Source organism: Cellulomonas terrae, assembly GCF_007990265.1.
GTDB lineage: Bacteria > Actinomycetota > Actinomycetes > Actinomycetales > Cellulomonadaceae > Cellulomonas > Cellulomonas terrae.
On sequence record NZ_BJWH01000014.1, the window covers coordinates 1 to 18,334 of the forward strand.

An 18,334-nucleotide genomic window follows, 5' to 3' on the forward strand; every position below is an offset into this window, starting at 1 on the left:
CGCGTCCCGGGCACCAGGGCGCGACGCCCGCCGAACCGGGCAGGTCGATCAGCCGCCCAACGTCACCCGCAGGATCCGCTCGTTGCTGTTGTTCGGCACGCTGTCCTTGTCCCCGGTCGTCGTCGTGGTCAGCCACAGCCCGCCGCCGGGTGCCGGCTCGACGGTGCGCAGCCGGCCGTACGTCCCGCTGAAGAAGGTCTGCACGTTCGTCAGGGAGGACCCGCTGATGACCGCGCGGTACATCCGCGCCCCGCGGGCGCAGGCGACGTAGAGCGCGTCGCGCACGATCGCGATGCCGGAGCACGAGCCTTCGGACGTCGGGTAGGTCCGCTTGGGGGCGATGTACCCCGCGGTGCCGCAGGTTCCGACGGTCCCCTCGCAGGCGGGCCAGCCGTAGTTGCCGCCCCGGACGATGAGGTTGGTCTCGTCCATCACCGAGTTGCCGAACTCCTGCTCCCACAGCCGGCCCTGCGAGTCGAACGCGATGCCCTGCGGGTTGCGGTGCCCGTAGCTCCACACGTAGTTGCCGAACGGGTTGTCGGACGGCACCGTCCCGTCCGGGTTGAGGCGCAGGATCTTTCCGGCCAGGTTCGACGTGTTCTGCGCGTAGTCGCCGTTCTGCGCGTCGCCGGTGGCTGCGTAGAGCTTCCCGTCCGGGCCGAAGCGCAGGCGGCCGCCGTCGTGGTACTTGTTGCGCGGGATCCCGGTGAGCAGCACCTGCGCGCTGCTGGTCACGAGCGCGTCGTTCACCAGCCTGATCCGCACGATCCGGTTGTCGGTGGGCGAGGTGTGCATCAGGTAGACCCACTGGTCGGTCGCGAACGTGGGGGAGAGCGCGAGGCCGAGCAGCCCGCCCTCGCCGTCGGTGCTCTGCACGTTGGGCACGGTGCCGACCGTCGTCTTCGCGCCGGTGGCCGGGTCGAGCCGCACGACCTGGTGCGCGTCGCGGCGGGTGTAGAGGACCGAGCCGTCGGGCAGCGTGTCCAGGCCCCACGGGATGTCGGTCTCGGTCCCGACCTGCTGCACGCCGCACACCGCCGACGCGCACGCCGCGCCGGTGGTCACGGTCCTCGACGCGCTCGCGGCCGAGGTGTTGCCCTGGGCGTCCTTCGCGACGATCGCGTAGGAGTAGGCGGTGTTCGCCGCCAGGCCGCTGTCGGTGAACGTGGTGGCGGGCGGGTTCCCGGTGACGGTGCCCACGGCGGTCCCGCCGCGCCGCACCTCGTAGGTCCGCACCCCGACGTCGTCGGTCGCCGCCGCCCAGCCGAGCGTCACGGTGGTGCCGGACACGGTGGCCGTCGGCTGCCCGGGAGCGCTGGGTGCCTGGGTGTCGGCCTGGCACTGCGGGACCGTGATCGTCACGGTCGAGCTGGCCTGTGAGACGTTGCCCGCCGCGTCGCGGGCGTTCACGTACAGGCCCCACACCGCACCGGCGGCGACGGGCAGGCTGGTCGACAGGGTGCTGCCGCTGACCGACCGCATGAGCTGGCCGTCGTGGTAGACGTCGTAGAACGCCACGCCGACCGCGTCGCTGGAGGCGTTCCACGCGAAGGTCACGGTGCTGCAGGTCAGGTTGCTGACCCGGGGGTTGCCGGGCACGGTCGGTGCGGTCGTGTCACCGGTGCGCAGCGTCGTGGTCCAGCTCTGGTTCGTCTGCCCGTTGCAGGTCCACATCCCGACCGTGGTCCCGTTGGCGGTGCCGCGGCCGGTGACGTCGAGGCACAACCCGGACTGCACGCCGACGATCGTGCCGTTGGTCTGCAGCCGCCACTTCTGGTTCGTCCCGCCGTTGCACGGGTAGATCTGGACGGCCGCGGGGGCGGTGGTGTCCTGGCCGGCGACGTCGAGGCAGGTCGTCGCGTTGTAGACCTGCAGCTCGCCGTTCGTCGTGAGCGTCCACGCCTGGTTGGCGGCGCCGGTGCAGTCGCGGATCGCGACGCCCGTCCGCGCGGTCTGCGCCCCACCGTTGACGTCGAGGCACCTGCCCGAGCCCACGCCGGTGATGGTGGCCGGCCCTGCGACGACTGCGGCCGGGGCCGGCCCTGCGAGGGTCACGACGAGCGCGAGCGCGGCGACGACCGCCGCGGGAATCCGGAGAAGGTGTCGTCGCATGGTCTGCTCCTGCCGCGCCGTCGGGGAGGGTCCTGGGCGACGGTCCAGTCATCGCCGGGTGTCACTCTGTCGCACCCGACGACAACACGCACGTGGGGAGGCCGAGAAGGCCTCCCCACGTGGACGTCCTACAGGTGACGCGCTGCGTACTCGTGCAGCGCGTCGCGCACGAACGTCGCGCCGGCGACGCCGCCGTAGCTCGCGGCGAACCGCTCGTCGGCGACGTACAGGTCGGCGAGCCCGAGCACGTACTCCTTCACCGGCGGCGTGCCGTACCCCGGGGTGCCGGGGATGCCGCCGAGCCACGCGACGTGCCGTCGCGCCAGGTGTTGCGCCTCGTCGGACAGGGGGTCGGTCCCGGCCGCGGCCGCCTCGCCCCACTCGGTGGCGAGCCGCGCGGTCGTCGCCTTCCACGCCTCGCGCTCGTCGTCGCTCATCCCTCGCCACCAGGCGTCGGACGACGCGTACGCGTCCTTGCCCCAGCGCTCCTCGACCTCGTCCTTGTACTGCGTGTGGTCAAAACCGTCGAACATGTCCTCGGCCACGACCGGCCCTCCGTTCTCCCGTGCGGTGATCGTCCGTTCGACCGAGGCGGCCTGCCGCTCCAGTCGTCGCTGCTCGCTGCGCAGCCAGTCGAGGTGGTGGCGCAGGGCGGCGGTCTCGTCCTGCTCGCGCTCCAGCACCCGCCGGATGTCCGGCAGCCCGAGCCCGAGCCCGCGCAGCAGCAGGATCCGCTGCAACCGCACCAGCGCGCGGTCGTCGTACCAGCGGTACCCGTTGTCGCCGACGCGGCTGGGCTCGAGCAGCCCGATCGCGTCGTAGTGCCGCAGCGTGCGGCTGGTGGTGCCCGTCAGCCGGGCCACCTCCTGGATCGAGGCCTCCATGCGCCCCTCCTCTCGTTCCTGATCCACGGTAGGAGTTGACGCAGCGTCAAGGTCAAGCCCGGGGCACCAGCACTCCGTCGAGGCGTGCCAGGACCGTGCGCCGCAGGTCCTCGACGGTGTCGACGATGACCGCCGCACCGGCGGTCGTGAGCTCGCCGGGTGCTGCGTAGCCCCAGGTCACGCCCACGCAGTCGATGCCGTTCTCGCGCGCGCCGTGCACGTCGTGCTCGCGGTCCCCGACCATGAGAGCGGCCGACACCGGGCCCGGCTCCGCCGCCAGCGCCCGGGCGATGACGTCCGCCTTCGTTCCCGACTCGTCGAGCGGGGCACCGAAGACGCCGTCGAGGTGCGGGGTGAGGCCGAGGTCCGCGCAGATCGGCACCGCGAACACCTCCGGCTTGGACGTCGCCACGACCAGCCGGCAGCCCGCGGACCGCAGGTCGGCGAGCAGCTCGGGGATGCCGTCGAACACCGTCGCGTCGTGCATCCCCGTCGCCCCGAAGTCCTCGCGGTACGCGCGGACGACCTCGTCGAGCCGGTCCTCGGGGACGCCGTGCGCGCGGAGGCCGTCGTAGATCGGGGGGCCGATGAACGTGCGCAGCTCCGTGGGGGTCGGGACGGGCAGGCCGCACCGGCGGAACGCGACCGCGATCGAGGCCGTGATGCCGGAGATGGAGTCGATGAGCGTGCCGTCGAGGTCGACAAGGACGAGGGGTGAGGTCACACCACCGATCCTCTCTCACCGCCGTAGGGTGTCCGCTCGTGAGCTGGGTCGAGGTCCTCGGGTTCGTCAGCGGTGCGGTGTGCGTCTGGCTCGCGACCCGGCAGAACGTGTGGAACTTCCCCGTCGGCATCGCGAACAACCTGCTGTTCCTCTGGTTGTTCACGGACGCCGGCCTCTACGCGAACGCCGGGCTGCAGGTGGTCTTCGCCGCCCTCGCCGTGCTCGGGTGGGTGTGGTGGGTGCGCGGCGGGCCGGACCGTCGAGCGCTCGCGGTCACCCGGACACCCCGGTGGGTCTGGCCGGCCGGTGCGGCCGTGCTCGCCGCGGCCACCGTCGGGCTGACCGCGCTGCTGTCCACCACGGCGGGGTCCGCGGCGCCGTTCTGGGACGCGCTGACGACGTCCTCGAGCCTCGTCGCGCAGGTCATGCTGGGCCGCAAGTGGCTCGAGAGCTGGGCCGTGTGGATCGGCACCGACATCGTCCTCGTCGGCCTCTACGCCAGCCAGGGGCTGCACCTCACCGCGGTCCTGTACGCGGGCTTCATCGGGCTCTGCGTGCTGGGATGGCGCGACTGGCGGCGGGCGCTGGCGACCGCTTCCGAGCCCGCGCCCGTGGCGGTCCCGGCATGAGCCACGGCCTCGTCATCGGGAAGTTCTACCCGCCCCACGCGGGTCACCTCGCGCTCGTCCGGTCCGCGCTCGCCCGCTGCGACCGCGTCACCGTCCTGGTCCTCGGGTCGTCGCAGGAGAGCATCCCGGCCGAGGTCCGGGCGGGCTGGCTGCGCGACGAGCTGCCCGGCGCGCACGTCGTCGCCGGCCTCGACGACGAGCCCGTCGACTACGCCAGCGAGACCGCCTGGCGGGCGCACACCGCGATCATCGAGGACGTGCTGGACGCCCCCGTCGACGCCCTGTTCAGCTCCGACGACTACGGCGAGGAGCTCGCCCGCCGGCTCGGCGCGCGCTGGGTGCAGATCGACCCCACCCGGTCCGGCACGCCGGTCAGCGCCCGGGCCGTCCGCGCCGACCCGGCCGCGTACTGGTGGGCGCTGCCTGCGGCTGTCCGCGCGTGGTTCGTGCGACGGGTCGTCGTGATCGGGGCCGAGTCGACCGGCACGACGACGCTCGCCGAGGGCCTCACCGCGCACCTCGGGCTGCCGACGGTCCCGGAGTTCGGGCGGGAGTGGTCGCAGGTCCGGCCCGGCGGCTTCGAGGCGCCGTGGCACCCCGCGGAGTTCGACCTCATCGCCCGCGAGCAGGCGCGCCTCGAGGACGACGCCGCCGCCCGCACCCCGGTCCCGCTGCTCGTCTGCGACACCGACGTGCTCGCGACCGCGGTCTGGCACGAGCGCTACGTCGGCGGACCGTCGCCGTCGGTCGAGGCTCTCGCCGCGGACCGCGTGCCCGACCTCTACCTCCTGACCGGCGACGAGATCCCGTTCGTGCAGGACGGGCTGCGCGACGGTGAGCACCTGCGGCACGCGATGCAGGACCGCTTCCGGGAGGTGCTCGCCGCCCAGGGCGCCCCGTGGGTCGAGGTGCGGGGCACGCCCCGCGAGCGGCTCGCGCAGGCACTGGCCCTGGTCGAGCCGCTGCGGGACCGGCCACGGTGGGTGGCCGAGCCGATGGAGCAGCGCCACGAGGTGGTCCCCGACCTGGTCGCCGCACTGTCTCTGCCACACTCGGGCGCGTGACGACGCACCCCGCCGAGACGTTCTCGCAGGTCTCCGCCGCCCCGACGCGCGCGGGCACGGGAGCGCCGCGCGCCCGCCTGGACCTCGACGTCGACCAGCTCTTCTCGGGTGCCGACGCGCACACTGGTGCCGTCGGCCCTGCGCTCGACGAGAAGCTGCGCCAGGCCTACTTCTGGATGGTCAACCACGGGATCATCAGCCCCCACTACGACGTCGAGTTCCACGACCCGGACCGCCCGCGCACGCGCTTCCGCCTCGGTGACTCCAAGGCCGAGGTGGACCTGCCCACCGACCAGTCGTACTCCTCCTTCGTCCTGCTCCCGCTGCTCACGTTCGCCGTGCGCGGCCGCTGCCTGCTCGTCGGCGGACCGGGCCGCGGCAAGACGGCGAGCGCCGTGCTCATGGGGGTCCTCGCGGGCTACCCGGTGCGCGAGGTCCGCCGGGCCATGCAGCACGGCCACCCGCAGCTCACCGTCCAGGACATGTTCGGCACGCCCCTGCCGAGCGACCTGGTCGCCGCGAAGAGCCTCGCGGACATCGACGTCGCCTGGCGGTCGTGGCTGGGGCGGCGCGTGAAGATCGTCGACGAGTACAACCGCATCCCGACGCGCACGCAGTCCGCGCTGCTCACCGTGCTCGCGGACGGCTACGTCGAGGTCTTCGACCAGGTCTACGAGACCGGTGCCGCGGCCTGGTACCTCACCGCGAACGACGACGCCGGTGGCGGGACGTTCCAGGTCGTCGACGCGCTGCGCGACCGCATCGACGTCGTCGTGAAGGCGCTGTCGTTCAACTCGCGCTTCGTCGGGGACCTCGTCGACCGCGCCGAGCGCCGGCTGCGACCCGAGGAGCACGTCCCGCCGGCGGTCGTCTTCGACGCCGACGAGCACGACCGGCTGCACCGCGAGGTCGTCGCCGTCCCCGTGCCGCAGCACGTGCGGCGGCGGCTCGAGTACTTCGCCGCGCAGCTCGAGCTCGCGGAGAAGGGTGCCGTGCAGCTCGAGTACCGCACCAAGGACACCGTGCGGCTGGCAGGGGAGGACCCGCACCGGGTCCTCGCGCAGGACACCGGCCGTGACCTCCGTGCGGACATCGGCGCGCAGACGCTCAACGGGCTGTCCGTGCGTGCCCTGCAGTCCCTCGTGCTCTACGCCAAGGCGATGGCGTACTTCCGCGGGCAGCCCGAGGTCGGGCTCGACGACCTGCGTGCCGTCCTGCCGTTCGTCCTGCACGACAAGCTGCAGCCCGACCTGGCGTCCCCGTCGTTCGAGGACCCGGCCCGCGAGGCCCTGCGGATCGACCGGGTCTCCTGGCTGCGGGACCTCTTCGACAGCGCGTGCGTGCTCTACGACGCCGAGGGCCTCGACACCGACGACCCCGTCGGCGCGGTCCTCGACGAGCTCCACGCCGGCCTCGACGGCCTGCCCGAGGCCGAGGTGCGCCGCCGCCTCGCCCACATCGAGGGGATCCTCGCCGGGTGGCAGGACACCACCAAGCTGCACGGCAGCCTCTACGAGGACGCGCTCGCCCTGAAGTACGCCCACCAGCGCTACTCCGGCTACCTCGCGTGGCTGCGCTGGAGCGGCGCGTGACAGCGGTGCTCGACCGGGCGACCGCGTTCGGCCGCTTCGTGGCGCTGGACCGCGCCTTCGTCGACGACGCCCTGGGCGCAGCCGTCGCGCGCTGCGGCGACCCGGAGGTCGTGGGCGCCTCCGTCGTGGACGTCGCTGCAGTCGGCGACGGGCTGGCCGGCGACGGCGACCTCGACCCGCTGGTCGGGCGCGCGCTGCTGACGGCCGCGACGGACCTCGCCGCACGCGGCCGCTGGCGGGCCGGCACCGCGGAGCGTGCGGCCGTCCTGGAGGTCGTGCCCCGGACGGGCACGCTCGTGCGGGCGAGACCCGACGTGGTCGTGCCGCTGCTCGTGGCGTCCGCGCGCACCGTCGAGCGCAGCGCCGACCGCGCGCTCCTCGCCGACCTGCTCGCCGCAGCACCGGCCTCGCGGGACGCCGACGAGCTGCGGGCGACGGTCCTCGTCGCGACCTGGCGCGCCGGGGCCGTCCGCTTCCGCTCCGCCGCGCTCGCGGCCGCTGCCGGGCTCCCCGCACCTCTGGCGGTCGCGGCTCTCGGGCTGCCTCCGGGCACCGAGGCGAGACCTGTGCTCGACGCGCACGCGGTCGACCGGTGGTGGTGGCCCGGGCAGTCGCAGGCGACGGGTGTGCTGCGTCGGGTCGGCGGCTTCCGGGGCTTCGGTGGCCCGTGGCTGGCGGTGCCGCGCGTCTCGTCGGGGGCACCCTGGGGCTGCCACGTCCGGACCGACGACGAGTGCTGGGCCGTGCTCGCCGACGTCCACGGCAGCGCCGTCGTGCGACTGGACTCCACGGACGTGCCCCAGCGCGCGCCTGCGCCGCACCTGCCCGTCCCGTGGGACGACGAGGTCACGGGGTGGTCCACGGTCGACGACGACCCCCGGGTCGTCCTGGTCAGCCGGCGGCACTCGTACTCGGTCGACGTCGTGCGGCTCGCGTCGTGACGTCCCTCGCAGAGCTGCAGGAGCGCTGGCGCGAGACGTGGCCCGCCGCGCTCGCCACCTGGGGCCGCACGTCGCGGCTGCACGCACCGGTGCTGCACACCGAACCGTGCGGCATGCCGTCGTGGGCGTGGTACTCCCTCGACGACGTCGAGGTGCACGTCGACCTGACCGTGGTGCAGGAACGGCACGTGGAGGACCACGCGCTCGCGGTCCTCGCCCACGAGATCGGCCACCACCTGCTGGCGCCGGTGGACCTGGCGTCGCACGTGCGCATCGCCGCGCGCGTCCAGATCGGGCTCGTCGACCTCGACCACCTGGTCGGGCTCGTCTCCAACCTGTGGTGCGACCTGCTGATCAACGACCGGCTGCAGCGACAGCTCGGGGTGGACCGCGCGGCGCTGTCCGCGGCGGTCGGTCCGCCCGACCCGGACGACACCCTCATGCTCCTGGTCCTGCGCACGAACGAGATCCTCTGGGGCCTGGCGCGCGGCACCCTCGTCGGCGACAACGTCACCCCCGACGACCAGGCGATGCTCTGCTCGCGGCTCGTGCGGGCCTACACCCGCGACCCGGTCGGTGGCGCCGCGGGCTTCGCGCTGCTCGTGCGGTCGACGATCCCGGTCGAGGAGCTGCGGGCTGCCCAGCGGCCGAGGAGCGTCGTCGCGTGCGGTGGCGCCGCGGGCGGCGACGGCTCCGTGCCGTACGGCGTCGCGACCGACCCGACGCTCGGGGCGCCCGGGATCCACCCGTCGCGGGACCCGCGGGTCGTCGGTGCCGCTCTCGTCGAGGAGACCGCCCCCGACGAGACCCCGGGGGCGGCCACCGGGAACGCCCTGATGCCGGGGGCGCTGCACACCGTGCTCCGGTCGCTCGGCTTCGCGACGACCGCGGAGCAGGTCGCCGTCGCCTGGTACCGGGAGCACGCGGCCCGCCACCTGGTGCCGTTCCCGAGCCGACCCCGGCCCCGGCGGTCCGACGAGCTGCTCGCCGGGCTCGAGCCGTGGGAGGTCGGCGACGACCTGTCGACCGTCGACTGGACCGGCACGATGACGGCGTCCCCGGTCGTGGTGCCCGGGATGACGACCGTGCGCCGGGCGTACCTGGACGACCCCGAGGAGGCCGTCGAGGTCCGTCCGGTCGACCTCGACCTGTACCTCGACTCGTCGGGGTCCATGCCCGACCCCCGCAGGACGCGCGCGCCCATCGCGCTGGCCGGCGCGATCCTCGCCCTCTCGGCGCTGCGTGCGGGCGCACGGGTGCAGGCCACGACGTGGAGCGGTCCCGACCAGGTGGCGGGGACGGACGGCTTCACGCGCGACGCGGACGCGGTGCTGAGGGCCGTCGTGGCGTACTTCGGCGGGTCCACGGCCTTCCCGCTCGACCTGCTGCGCCGGACCCACCTCGGAGACCCCGCGACGGGTGCTGAGCCCACGCGGCGCGGCCCGACCCACATCGCCGTCATCTCGGACGACGGGGTCTCGACGATGTTCCGGCAGTACGGCGAGCCCGTAGACCCGACGGCAGGCGAGGCCCTGCGCGCGGCGGACGGGGGCGGCACGCTCGCGCTGCAGGTCACCCCCGAGTCGGCCCTGCTCTTCGAGGCCATGGCCGACGGCTACGCCGTGCACAGCGTGGTGACCGAGGACGACCTGATGACGTTCGTGCGCCGCATGGCCGCGAACACGTGGGGAGGTGACCGTGGAGCGTCGACCCGATGACCTGGAGCGGGTCCGCGGCGGTGAGCCCGACGGGCCCGCGCTGGCCACCCTCGTGCACCGCCTGGCGCTCGCCCCGCCCGATCTGTTCGAGCCGTCCGTGAGCGTGTCCGCGCTGGTCGCGGACGTCGCCGTGTCCCTCGACGGGACCGTCCTGGACCGGCGCGTGCTGCGCGCGCTCGACGCGGACCTGACGGGTCCGGCCGATCAGGGGCTGCACCGGGCGCCGCTCGTCGGACTGGTCTGCTGGCTGGTGCTCGACCCGGCAGTGCTCGGGGCGCCCGGCGTGCGCGCGGCGGCGGCCGGCGGGCGGACGGCATGGTTCGTGCGCATCGTCGAGGGCGTGCAGCGCGTGCTCGCCGGGCAGCGCCCCGACCGGGAGTGGGTGCAGGACGACGTGGCCCGCGAGGAGCTCGCCCGGGCGTTCTGCCGGCTCGGCGGGGTGCTGCCCGCGGGCGAGCGCGCCGAGACGTCCGACGACCGCTGGCTCGCGGTCAGCTCGGCGTACCAGCGCAAGGTCGCGCAGTCGATGGCCGTCGAGGTCGCGCGCGCGGAGGAGCTCGCTCGGGCGCTCGCCGAGCAGCGGGCGAAGGAGGCGGCGGCGCAGTATGCGAACTACTGACGAGACGACGCCGGTCCCGGACGTCCCGGACCCGGCGCTCGGCGAGTACACCGCGATGGGCGCGGTCGCGCTGACGGACGCGGAGCGCTGGCCGACGCTGGACGCCGACGGGCTGGCACGGGTCGACGCGTGGCGTGGACGTCCCGACGCGCCGGTCTGGGTGCACGCGACGGGGGACCGCCTCGATGCCTCCGACCTCGCCGCCCTCGAGCAGGTGCGCGTGCGGCCGGCGGGAGGTCCGGCGGAGCCGGCCTGGGTCGCCGAGCTCGTCGCCCGCGTCCACGACACCGTGCCGCGCTGGCGACGAGCCGCGCGCGAGGGGCGCAGCGGCCCGACGACCCCGCTGCACGACCTGCCGACGACCACCCGCGCCGACCTCGCGGACGCCGCGGCGCACGTGCCGCTCGACGTGCCCCTGGACCGCGTGCTGGAGGGCAGCAGCTCAGGTCACACCGGCGCCGCGCTGAACGTGCCGCTGCACCCGGTGTCGGTGGCGGCGGACCTGGTGCTGCTCCAGCACCTCGTGACCGCGGCGGGCGCCGACTGGCAGCCGGACCCGGACCGGCTCGGCCTGGTGAACCTGGTCGACCAGCGGGCGTCGTTCACGTACGTGTCGGCGATGACGGCGTTCGGTCGACCGTCCGACGCGCCCGTCCCGGTGATGGCCCGGGTCAACCTGGACCCGTCGGTGTGGCGGGCCGCCGGTGACCGCGAGCGGTTCCTGTCCGCGGCCGACCCGCAGGTGATCAGCAGTTCGACGCTCCCGCTGCTGCGGCTGCTGGACCTGACCCGCGACGGGCTGGACCTCCACCCGGTCGCGGTCGTCAACGGGGCGACGGACCTGCCGCCGGCTGTCCGGGACGCCGCGGCGGCCGCGTGGGGCTGCCCGGTGATCGACCTGTACGGGCTGCGCGAGACGGGCCCGGTCGCGGCGTCGGCCGACGGGGACGGGCACGTCGTCGTGCCGCGCCGGGTGTGGGTCGAGATCCTCGACGACGCGGGACGTGCGGTGCCGGACGGGGAGCGCGGCGAGGTGGTGGTGACCGTCGACGAGAACCCGTACCTGCCGCTGCTGCGCTACCGCACCGGTGACACGGCCGCGCTGGTCCGGGACCACCGCGGCACGGTGCTCGTCGGCCTGCAGGGGCGGGCGCCCGTGCGCTTCCTCGCGGCCGACGGGTCGTGGCACTCGTCGATCGACGCGACCCAGCTCCTCCAGGCGTACGGCCTGGCCGGGTGGGAGCTCGTCCAGGCCGCCGACGGCACGGTCCGGCTGACCGCGCTGCCGCTCGTGGGCGTGACCGTCGACCCGGCCGCCGCCGGTGACGCGATCGCTCGCTGGCTCGACCGTCCGGTCCGCGTCGAGGTCGTCACCGACCCGTCGGCGCTCGGCCCGGGCAAGCCACGCCGCTTCCGTTCGGACGCTCAGGAGGACTCGTGACAGAGGTGCCGCGCGTGCGCGTCAACCAGGTCGGCTACCTGCCCGACGGGCCCAAGGCGGCCACGCTCGTGACCGACGCGACCGCCCCGGTGCCGTGGCGGCTGCTGCGCGACGGGGTGGCCGTGGCGCAGGGCGAGTCCCAGCCGCGCGGTCACGACCCCTCGGCGGGCCTGGACGTGCACGTGGTCAGGTTCGACGAGGTGCGTGAGGTCGGCTCGTTCGTGCTGGAGGCGGACGGGGCGACGTCCGACCCGTTCGCCGTCGCAGAGAACCTCTACGACGGCCTCCGCGTCGACTCCCTCGTCGTGTTCTACGGCCAGCGCAGCGGCGTCACGATCGACGAGGCGCTCCTCGGCCCCGGCTACGGACGCGCCGCCGGTCACGTCGACGTCGCACCCAACCGTGGCGACGGTGCGGTCCCGTGCCTCCCGGCAGGCCACGCGACGACCGCGGACGGGGTCGACCTGTACGACGGCTGGACCGCCGGCTACGTCCTCGACGTGACGGGCGGCTGGTACGACGCGGGCGACCAGGGCAAGTACGTGGTCAACGGCGGCATCGCCGTCGCGCAGCTGCTCGGCCTGTACGAGCGCGCGCTGCGGACGGGGACGACGGACCCCCTGGGCGACGGGTCGCTGCGCGTGCCCGAACGCGGGAACGGCGTCCCCGACGTGCTGGACGAGGCGCGGTGGGAGCTGGAGTGGATGCTCCGCATGCGCGTCCCGGCGGGGGAGCCGTACGCAGGGCTGGTGCACCACAAGGTGTCCGACGAGCGGTGGGTGCCGCTGCCGACCCTGCCCGCCGACGACCCGCAGCCGCGCTACCTGCACCGGCCGTCGACGGCGGCCACGCTCAACCTGGCGGCCGTCGCGGCCCACGGCGCCCGGCTGTTCGCACCCCACGACGCGGCGTTCGCGGAGCAGCTGCTCGGCGCCGCGCGCGATGCCTACGACGCCGCGCACGACCACCCGGTGCTGCTCGCGCCCGACACGAACGTCCTCGCGGACGCCGGGTCCGGCCCGTACGACGACGCCGACCTGGACGACGACCGCCTGTGGGCGGCCGCCGAGCTGTTCCTGACGACGGGGGAGGACCGGTACGCCGACGACCTGCGGGCGAACCCGTGCACGCCCGTGTTCCGGCCCGAGGGCTTCGACTGGAACCACGTCGCGGCCTGGGCCTACCTCCAGCTGGCGACGGTGCCCAGCGCCCTGCCGGAGCGCGACACCGTCCGGGCCGCCGTCGTCGAGGCCGCCGACGCGCTGCGGGACCAGCAGGCCACGCAGCCGTTCGGCCACCCCTACGTCCCGACGACAGGACGGTACGACTGGGGCTCCAACGGGCTGGTCCTCAACAACCTCGCTCTCCTCGCGGCGGCGCACGAGATCACGGGCGACCCGGCGTACCGCGACGCCGTCCTCGGGGGCGTCGACTACCTGTTCGGCCGCAACGCCCTCGGCGTCTCCTACGTCACCGGGTACGGCACGCGCGACGTCCGCAACCAGCACAGCCGCTGGTACGCCCACCAGCTCGACCCGAGCCTCCCGCACCCGCCCCGCGGCACGGTGTCGGGCGGTCCGAACTCCGACTGCCCGGACCCCGTCTCGGCGGCGCTCGCGGGCAGCCCGGCACAGTGCTGCTTCGTCGACGACATCGGCGCGTACGGCGTGAACGAGATGACGATCAACTGGAACTCCGCCCTCGCGTGGGTCGCGTCGTACCTGGCGCGTGGGTAAAGGGCTGGACGTCCGGGTATCCTGGGCGGCACAGGCGTCGACCCGGCCATCACCGGTGAGCCTCCGGAAGAACAGGCCGCGCGAGCGGCCCCAGTAGAACCGGACGGGCAGGCCCGTCACAGCCGCAGAGAGTGGTCGACGACCCCCCGGGGACGCCGGCAAGCGAGGTGGTACCGCGGTCGTCCCCGTCCCGGGGGTGGTCGTCCTCGCGGCCGTGAGCGAGATCGACCAGGAGAACCGACGGTGACTGCCGCACCGCGCTACCCGCTGCACCGCCCCGACTCGTCCGTGCCCGCGTCGCCGGACCTGCCCGCCCTCGAGAAGGACGTCCTCGCGTTCTGGGCGGAGGACGGCACGTTCCAGGCGTCGATCGACGCGCGCGAGGCCGGCGAGCACGGCAGCAACGAGTACGTCTTCTACGACGGACCTCCGTTCGCCAACGGCCTGCCGCACTACGGCCACCTGCTGACCGGGTACGCCAAGGACGTCGTGCCTCGCTACCAGACGATGCGCGGCCGCCGGGTCGAGCGCCGGTTCGGCTGGGACACCCACGGGCTCCCGGCCGAGCTCGAGGCGCAGCGCCTGCTGGGCATCACGGACACCTCCCAGATCGAGGAGATGGGGCTCGCCGCGTTCAACCGGGCGTGCCGCGAGTCGGTGCTGCGGTACACGGGCGAGTGGCGCGAGTACGTGACGCGCCAGGCCCGCTGGGTCGACTTCGACCACGACTACAAGACGCTCGACGTGACGTTCATGGAGTCGGTCCTCTGGGCGTTCAAGCGCCTCTACGACCAGGACCTGGCGTACGAGGGCTACCGCGTGCTGCCGTACTGCTGGCGCGACGAGACGCCGCTGTCCAACCACGAGCTGCGGATGGACGACGACGTCTACCAGTCGCGCCAGGACCCAGCGCTGACGGTGGGCCTGCGGTTGGAGACCGGCGAGCTGGCGCTCATCTGGACGACGACCCCGTGGACGCTGCCGAGCAACCTCGCGATCGCGGTCGGGCCGGACGTGGACTACGTGACCGTCGAGCCGGGACCGGACTCGGCGCTCGCGGGGGAGCGCGTGCTCCTCGCGGCCGCCCGCCTGGGTGCGTACGCCAAGGAGCTCGGGGAGGCCACGGTCGTGGCGACCGTGAAGGGTGCGGACCTGGCGGGCCGTCGCTACACGCCGCCGTTCGACTACTTCGCCGGCCGCGAGAACGCGCACCAGGTGCTGCTCGCCGACTTCGTGACCACGGAGGACGGCTCGGGGATCGTGCACCTCGCGCCCGCGTTCGGCGAGGACGACATGGTCGCGTGCGACGCGGCACGGATCGTGCCCGCGGTGCCTGTGGACTCGCAGGGGAAGTTCACCACCGAGGTGCCCGACTACGTCGGTCAGCTCGTGTTCGACGCGAACAAGCCGATCATCGCCGACCTCAAGGCCGGCACCGGCCCGCTCGCACGCGTCCCAGCGGACCAGCGCGCGGTCGTGGTGCGCCACGAGACGTACGAGCACTCCTACCCGCACTGCTGGCGCTGCCGGAACCCGCTGATCTACAAGGCCGTGACCAGCTGGTTCGTGCGCGTGAGCGGCTTCCGCGACCGCATGGTCGAGCTCAACCAGGACATCAGCTGGACGCCGGAGCACATCAAGGACGGCCAGTTCGGCAAGTGGCTCTCGAACGCGCGCGACTGGTCGATCAGCCGCAACCGCTACTGGGGCACGCCGATCCCCGTGTGGGTCTCGGACGACCCCGCGTTCCCACGCGTCGACGTCTACGGCTCGCTGGCCGAGCTGGAGGCGGACTTCGGCCGGGTGCCGACGAACGAGGCGGGCGAGCCGGACCTGCACCGGCCGTTCATCGACGAGCTCACGCGCCCGAACCCGGACGACCCCACGGGCACCTCGACGATGCGCCGGATCCCCGACGTGCTCGACGTGTGGTTCGACTCGGGCTCGATGCCGTTCGCGCAGGTGCACTACCCGTTCGAGAACGCCGACTGGTTCGAGCACCACTACCCGGGCGACTTCATCGTCGAGTACATCGGCCAGACCCGCGGCTGGTTCTACACGCTGCACGTGCTGGCCACGGCGCTGTTCGACCGCCCGGCGTTCCGCAACGTCCTGTGCCACGGCATCGTGCTGGGCGACGACGGGCGCAAGGCCAGCAAGTCGCTGCGCAACTTCCCCGACCCGGCGAAGATGTGGGACGTCTACGGCTCGGACGCCGTGCGCTGGTTCCTCATGTCGAGCTCGATCCTGCGCGGCGGCAACCTCATCGTGGGCGAGGACGGCATCCGCGACGGGGTGCGCCAGGTGCTGCTGCCGCTGTGGAGCACGTACTACTTCTTCGCGCTGTACGCGGACGCGGCCGACGGCGGCGCCGGCTACACGGCGAAGGCCGTCGACCCCGCGCGCGCGGCGACGCTCGCACCCATGGACCGGTACGTCCTGGCGCGCACCCGGGACCTGGTGGAGCGCAGCACGGAGCAGCTGGACGCGTACGACATCTCGGCGGCGTGCGAGAGCATCCGTGAGCACCTGGACGTGCTGACCAACTGGTACGTGCGCACGCAGCGGGACCGGTTCTGGGCCGAGGACCCCGACGCCTTCGACACGCTGTGGACGTCGCTGGAGACGCTCACGCGCGTCATGGCGCCGCTGGCACCGCTGGTCACCGAGGAGGTCTGGCGCGGCCTGACGGGGGGGCGCAGCGTGCACCTGACCGACTGGCCGACGCCGGACCTCGCACCCGCCGACGAGGCCCTCGTCGCAGCCATGGACCAGGTCCGGTCCGTCGTGTCGACCGCGCTGGGCCTGCGCAAGGCCGCGGGCGTGCGGGTCCGGCAGCCGCTGCGCACGCTCACGGTGGCGGTCGACGACTCCGACGCCCTGGCCCCCTACCGCGACCTGCTCGCGGCGGAGCTCAACGTCAAGCGCGTCGACCTGGTCACCGCCGACGCCGGCACGGCCGACCGCTTCGGCATCACGCAGCGCCTCGCGGTGAACGCCCGCGCGGCCGGGCCGCGGCTGGGTCGCGGTGTGCAGGCCGTCATCAAGGCGGCGCGCGCCGAGGCCTGGCGCGTGGACGGGGACGCGGTCGTGGTCACCACCGACGACGGCGACGTCGCGCTGGAGCCGGCCGAGTACGAGCTGACGACGGTGGTGGGCGGCGAGGGGGGTGCCGCGGCGGTCCTGGCCGGTGGCGGCTTCGTCGTGCTGGACCTGACCCTGGACGACGAGCTGCGGGCCGAGGGCTACGCGCGTGACGTCGTCCGGGTGGTCCAGGACGCCCGCAAGGCGGCCGGCCTGCAGGTGGGGGACCGGATCCTGCTGACCCTCGACGTCCCGACGGAGCACGTCGCCGCGGTCGAGCAGCACCGTGACACGATCGCGCGCGAGACGTTGGCGCTCTCGGTCGAGATCGAGACGGGGCCGGCGCTGCAGGCCACCGTCGAAGCCGTCGACGCCGGAGGGTACGAGGCATGAGCCCACGCGAGCACGGAGGGGCCGAGCACCTGCGCACCGAGGCCGAGAAGGAGGCCCGGGCGGCCGCGGACGAGGTGTACCGCGGGATCCTCGCGCGCGCCCCCGAGCACGAGATCGACCCGTCGTTCGACCGGACGCTGGCCGTCATGGAGCTGCTGGGCGACCCGCAGAAGGCCTACCGGGTCGTCCACGTCACCGGCACCAACGGCAAGACGTCGACGTCGCGCATGGTCGAGCGGCTGGTCCGCGAGCACGGCCTTCGCACCGGCCGGTTCACCAGCCCGCACCTGTCGCGCGTGAACGAGCGCATCGTCATCGACGGTGAGCCCATCAGCGACGAGCGCTTCGTCGAGGTGTGGCAGGACGTCGCGCCGTACGTGCACCTGGTCGACCAGCGGTCGGCGGCCGACGGCAAGCCGCAGCTGTCGTTCTTCGAGGTCTTCACGGTGATGGCGTTCGCCGCCTTCGCAGACGCCCCGGTCGACGTGGCCGTGGTCGAGGTCGGCATGGGCGGCCTGTGGGACTCGACCAACGTCGCCGACGGCGAGGTCGCGATCATCACGCCGATCTCCATGGACCACGAGCGCTACCTGGGCGACACCCTGCTCGACATCGCGTCGGTCAAGGCGGGGATCGTCAAGGACGGCGCGACGCTGGTCCTGGCCGCCCAGCAGGAGGACGTCGAGGGCGTCGTGCTCGCCGCGGCGGCCGAGAAGGGTGCGCGCGTCGTGCGCGAGGGCGTGGACATCGAGGTCGGCGAGCGGCAGGTGGCCGTCGGCGGTCAGCTCATCACGCTGCAGACGCTCGGCGGCACCTACACGGAGATCTTCCTGCCGCTGCACGGCGAGTTCCAGGCGCACAACGCCCTGCTCGCCCTGACCGCCACCGAGGCGCTCCTCACGGGCGGCCGGGCGCTGGACCCCGGCATCGTCGAGACGGCGTTCGCCGACGTGGACTCGCCCGGCCGGCTCGAGGTCGTGCGCAGCAGCCCGACGATCATCGTCGACGGCGCGCACAACCCCGCGGGCGTCGAGGCGCTCGTCGACGCGGTCGAGGAGGCGTTCGAGTTCCACCGACTGGTCGGCATCGTCGGGGTGATGGCGGACAAGGACCCCGAGGGCATGCTCGCGCTCCTCGAGCCCTTGCTCGCCGAGGTGGTGATCACGAGCGCGTCGAACACCCGGGCGCTCGACGTCGAGGACCTCGCCGAGGTGGCGATCGACATCTTCGGCGAGGACCGGGTCCACGTGGCCGAGCGGCTGAACGACGCCCTCGACCTCGCTGTGGCGCGGGCCGAGAGCGAGGTCGAGCGGGGGTCCGGCGTCCTGGTCACCGGCTCGATCCTGCTGGTCGCCGAGGCCCGCCGGCTGCTGGGCCGGCCCTGATTCCTGGTCATC

Annotated in this window: 13 protein-coding genes; 10 read left to right on the forward strand and 3 right to left on the reverse strand. The window is 73.7% G+C overall.

Annotated elements, in window-relative coordinates; all coding sequences use genetic code 11:
- Nucleotides 1-48: 48 nt before the first annotated feature.
- From CTE05_RS13095 to CTE05_RS13105, 3 genes are all read right to left on the reverse strand, one after another.
- Nucleotides 49-2,112, reverse strand: a complete 2,064-nt coding sequence (locus CTE05_RS13095) for a PQQ-dependent sugar dehydrogenase (RefSeq protein WP_146846767.1) — start codon at nt 2,110-2,112, stop codon at nt 49-51.
- 128 nt (nt 2,113-2,240) lie between these two features.
- Nucleotides 2,241-2,996, reverse strand: coding sequence for a MerR family transcriptional regulator (locus CTE05_RS13100; protein ID WP_146846768.1), 756 nt, complete (start codon nt 2,994-2,996; stop codon nt 2,241-2,243).
- 52 nt (nt 2,997-3,048) lie between these two features.
- On the reverse strand, nt 3,049-3,720 hold the full coding sequence (locus CTE05_RS13105; protein WP_146846769.1) for an HAD hydrolase-like protein: 672 nt from the start codon (nt 3,718-3,720) through the stop codon (nt 3,049-3,051).
- A 38-nt stretch (nt 3,721-3,758) separates the two neighbouring features.
- On the opposite strand from CTE05_RS13105, the gene pnuC reads away from it, so the two are divergent.
- From pnuC to CTE05_RS13155, 10 genes are all read left to right on the forward strand, one after another.
- Nucleotides 3,759-4,349, forward strand: coding sequence for a nicotinamide riboside transporter PnuC (gene pnuC, locus CTE05_RS13110; protein ID WP_146846770.1), 591 nt, complete (start codon nt 3,759-3,761; stop codon nt 4,347-4,349).
- Entirely contained in the window at nt 4,346-5,413 is a 1,068-nt protein-coding gene (locus CTE05_RS13115; protein WP_146846771.1) for an AAA family ATPase, read from the forward strand. The genes pnuC and CTE05_RS13115 overlap by 4 nt, the downstream gene beginning before the upstream one ends.
- Nucleotides 5,410-7,005 carry a MoxR family ATPase gene (locus tag CTE05_RS13120; RefSeq protein ID WP_146846772.1) on the forward strand — a complete coding sequence of 532 codons (1,596 nt, stop codon included), beginning with the start codon at nt 5,410-5,412 and terminating at the stop codon, nt 7,003-7,005. The genes CTE05_RS13115 and CTE05_RS13120 overlap by 4 nt, the downstream gene beginning before the upstream one ends.
- On the forward strand, nt 7,002-7,946 hold the full coding sequence (locus tag CTE05_RS13125) for a hypothetical protein (RefSeq protein WP_186814861.1): 945 nt from the start codon (nt 7,002-7,004) through the stop codon (nt 7,944-7,946). Before CTE05_RS13120 ends, CTE05_RS13125 begins: the two co-directional genes overlap by 4 nt.
- Nucleotides 7,943-9,664 (forward strand): hypothetical protein, encoded by a 1,722-nt coding sequence (locus CTE05_RS13130; RefSeq protein WP_146846774.1) that lies wholly within the window; start codon nt 7,943-7,945, stop codon nt 9,662-9,664. Before CTE05_RS13125 ends, CTE05_RS13130 begins: the two co-directional genes overlap by 4 nt.
- A complete protein-coding gene (locus CTE05_RS13135) occupies nt 9,645-10,283 on the forward strand; it encodes a hypothetical protein (protein ID WP_146846775.1) in 639 nt (212 codons plus the stop codon). The genes CTE05_RS13130 and CTE05_RS13135 overlap by 20 nt, the downstream gene beginning before the upstream one ends.
- Nucleotides 10,270-11,724 carry an AMP-binding protein gene (locus CTE05_RS13140; protein WP_146846776.1) on the forward strand — a complete coding sequence of 485 codons (1,455 nt, stop codon included), beginning with the start codon at nt 10,270-10,272 and terminating at the stop codon, nt 11,722-11,724. Before CTE05_RS13135 ends, CTE05_RS13140 begins: the two co-directional genes overlap by 14 nt.
- Nucleotides 11,721-13,460 (forward strand): glycoside hydrolase family 9 protein, encoded by a 1,740-nt coding sequence (locus CTE05_RS13145; protein WP_146846777.1) that lies wholly within the window; start codon nt 11,721-11,723, stop codon nt 13,458-13,460. The genes CTE05_RS13140 and CTE05_RS13145 overlap by 4 nt, the downstream gene beginning before the upstream one ends.
- Before the next feature lie 243 nt (nt 13,461-13,703).
- Nucleotides 13,704-16,937 carry an isoleucine--tRNA ligase gene (gene ileS / locus CTE05_RS13150; RefSeq protein WP_146846778.1) on the forward strand — a complete coding sequence of 1,078 codons (3,234 nt, stop codon included), beginning with the start codon at nt 13,704-13,706 and terminating at the stop codon, nt 16,935-16,937.
- A complete protein-coding gene (locus CTE05_RS13155; protein ID WP_146846779.1) occupies nt 16,934-18,322 on the forward strand; it encodes a bifunctional folylpolyglutamate synthase/dihydrofolate synthase in 1,389 nt (462 codons plus the stop codon). The genes ileS and CTE05_RS13155 overlap by 4 nt, the downstream gene beginning before the upstream one ends.
- The last annotated feature ends 12 nt before the right edge of the window (nt 18,323-18,334 follow it).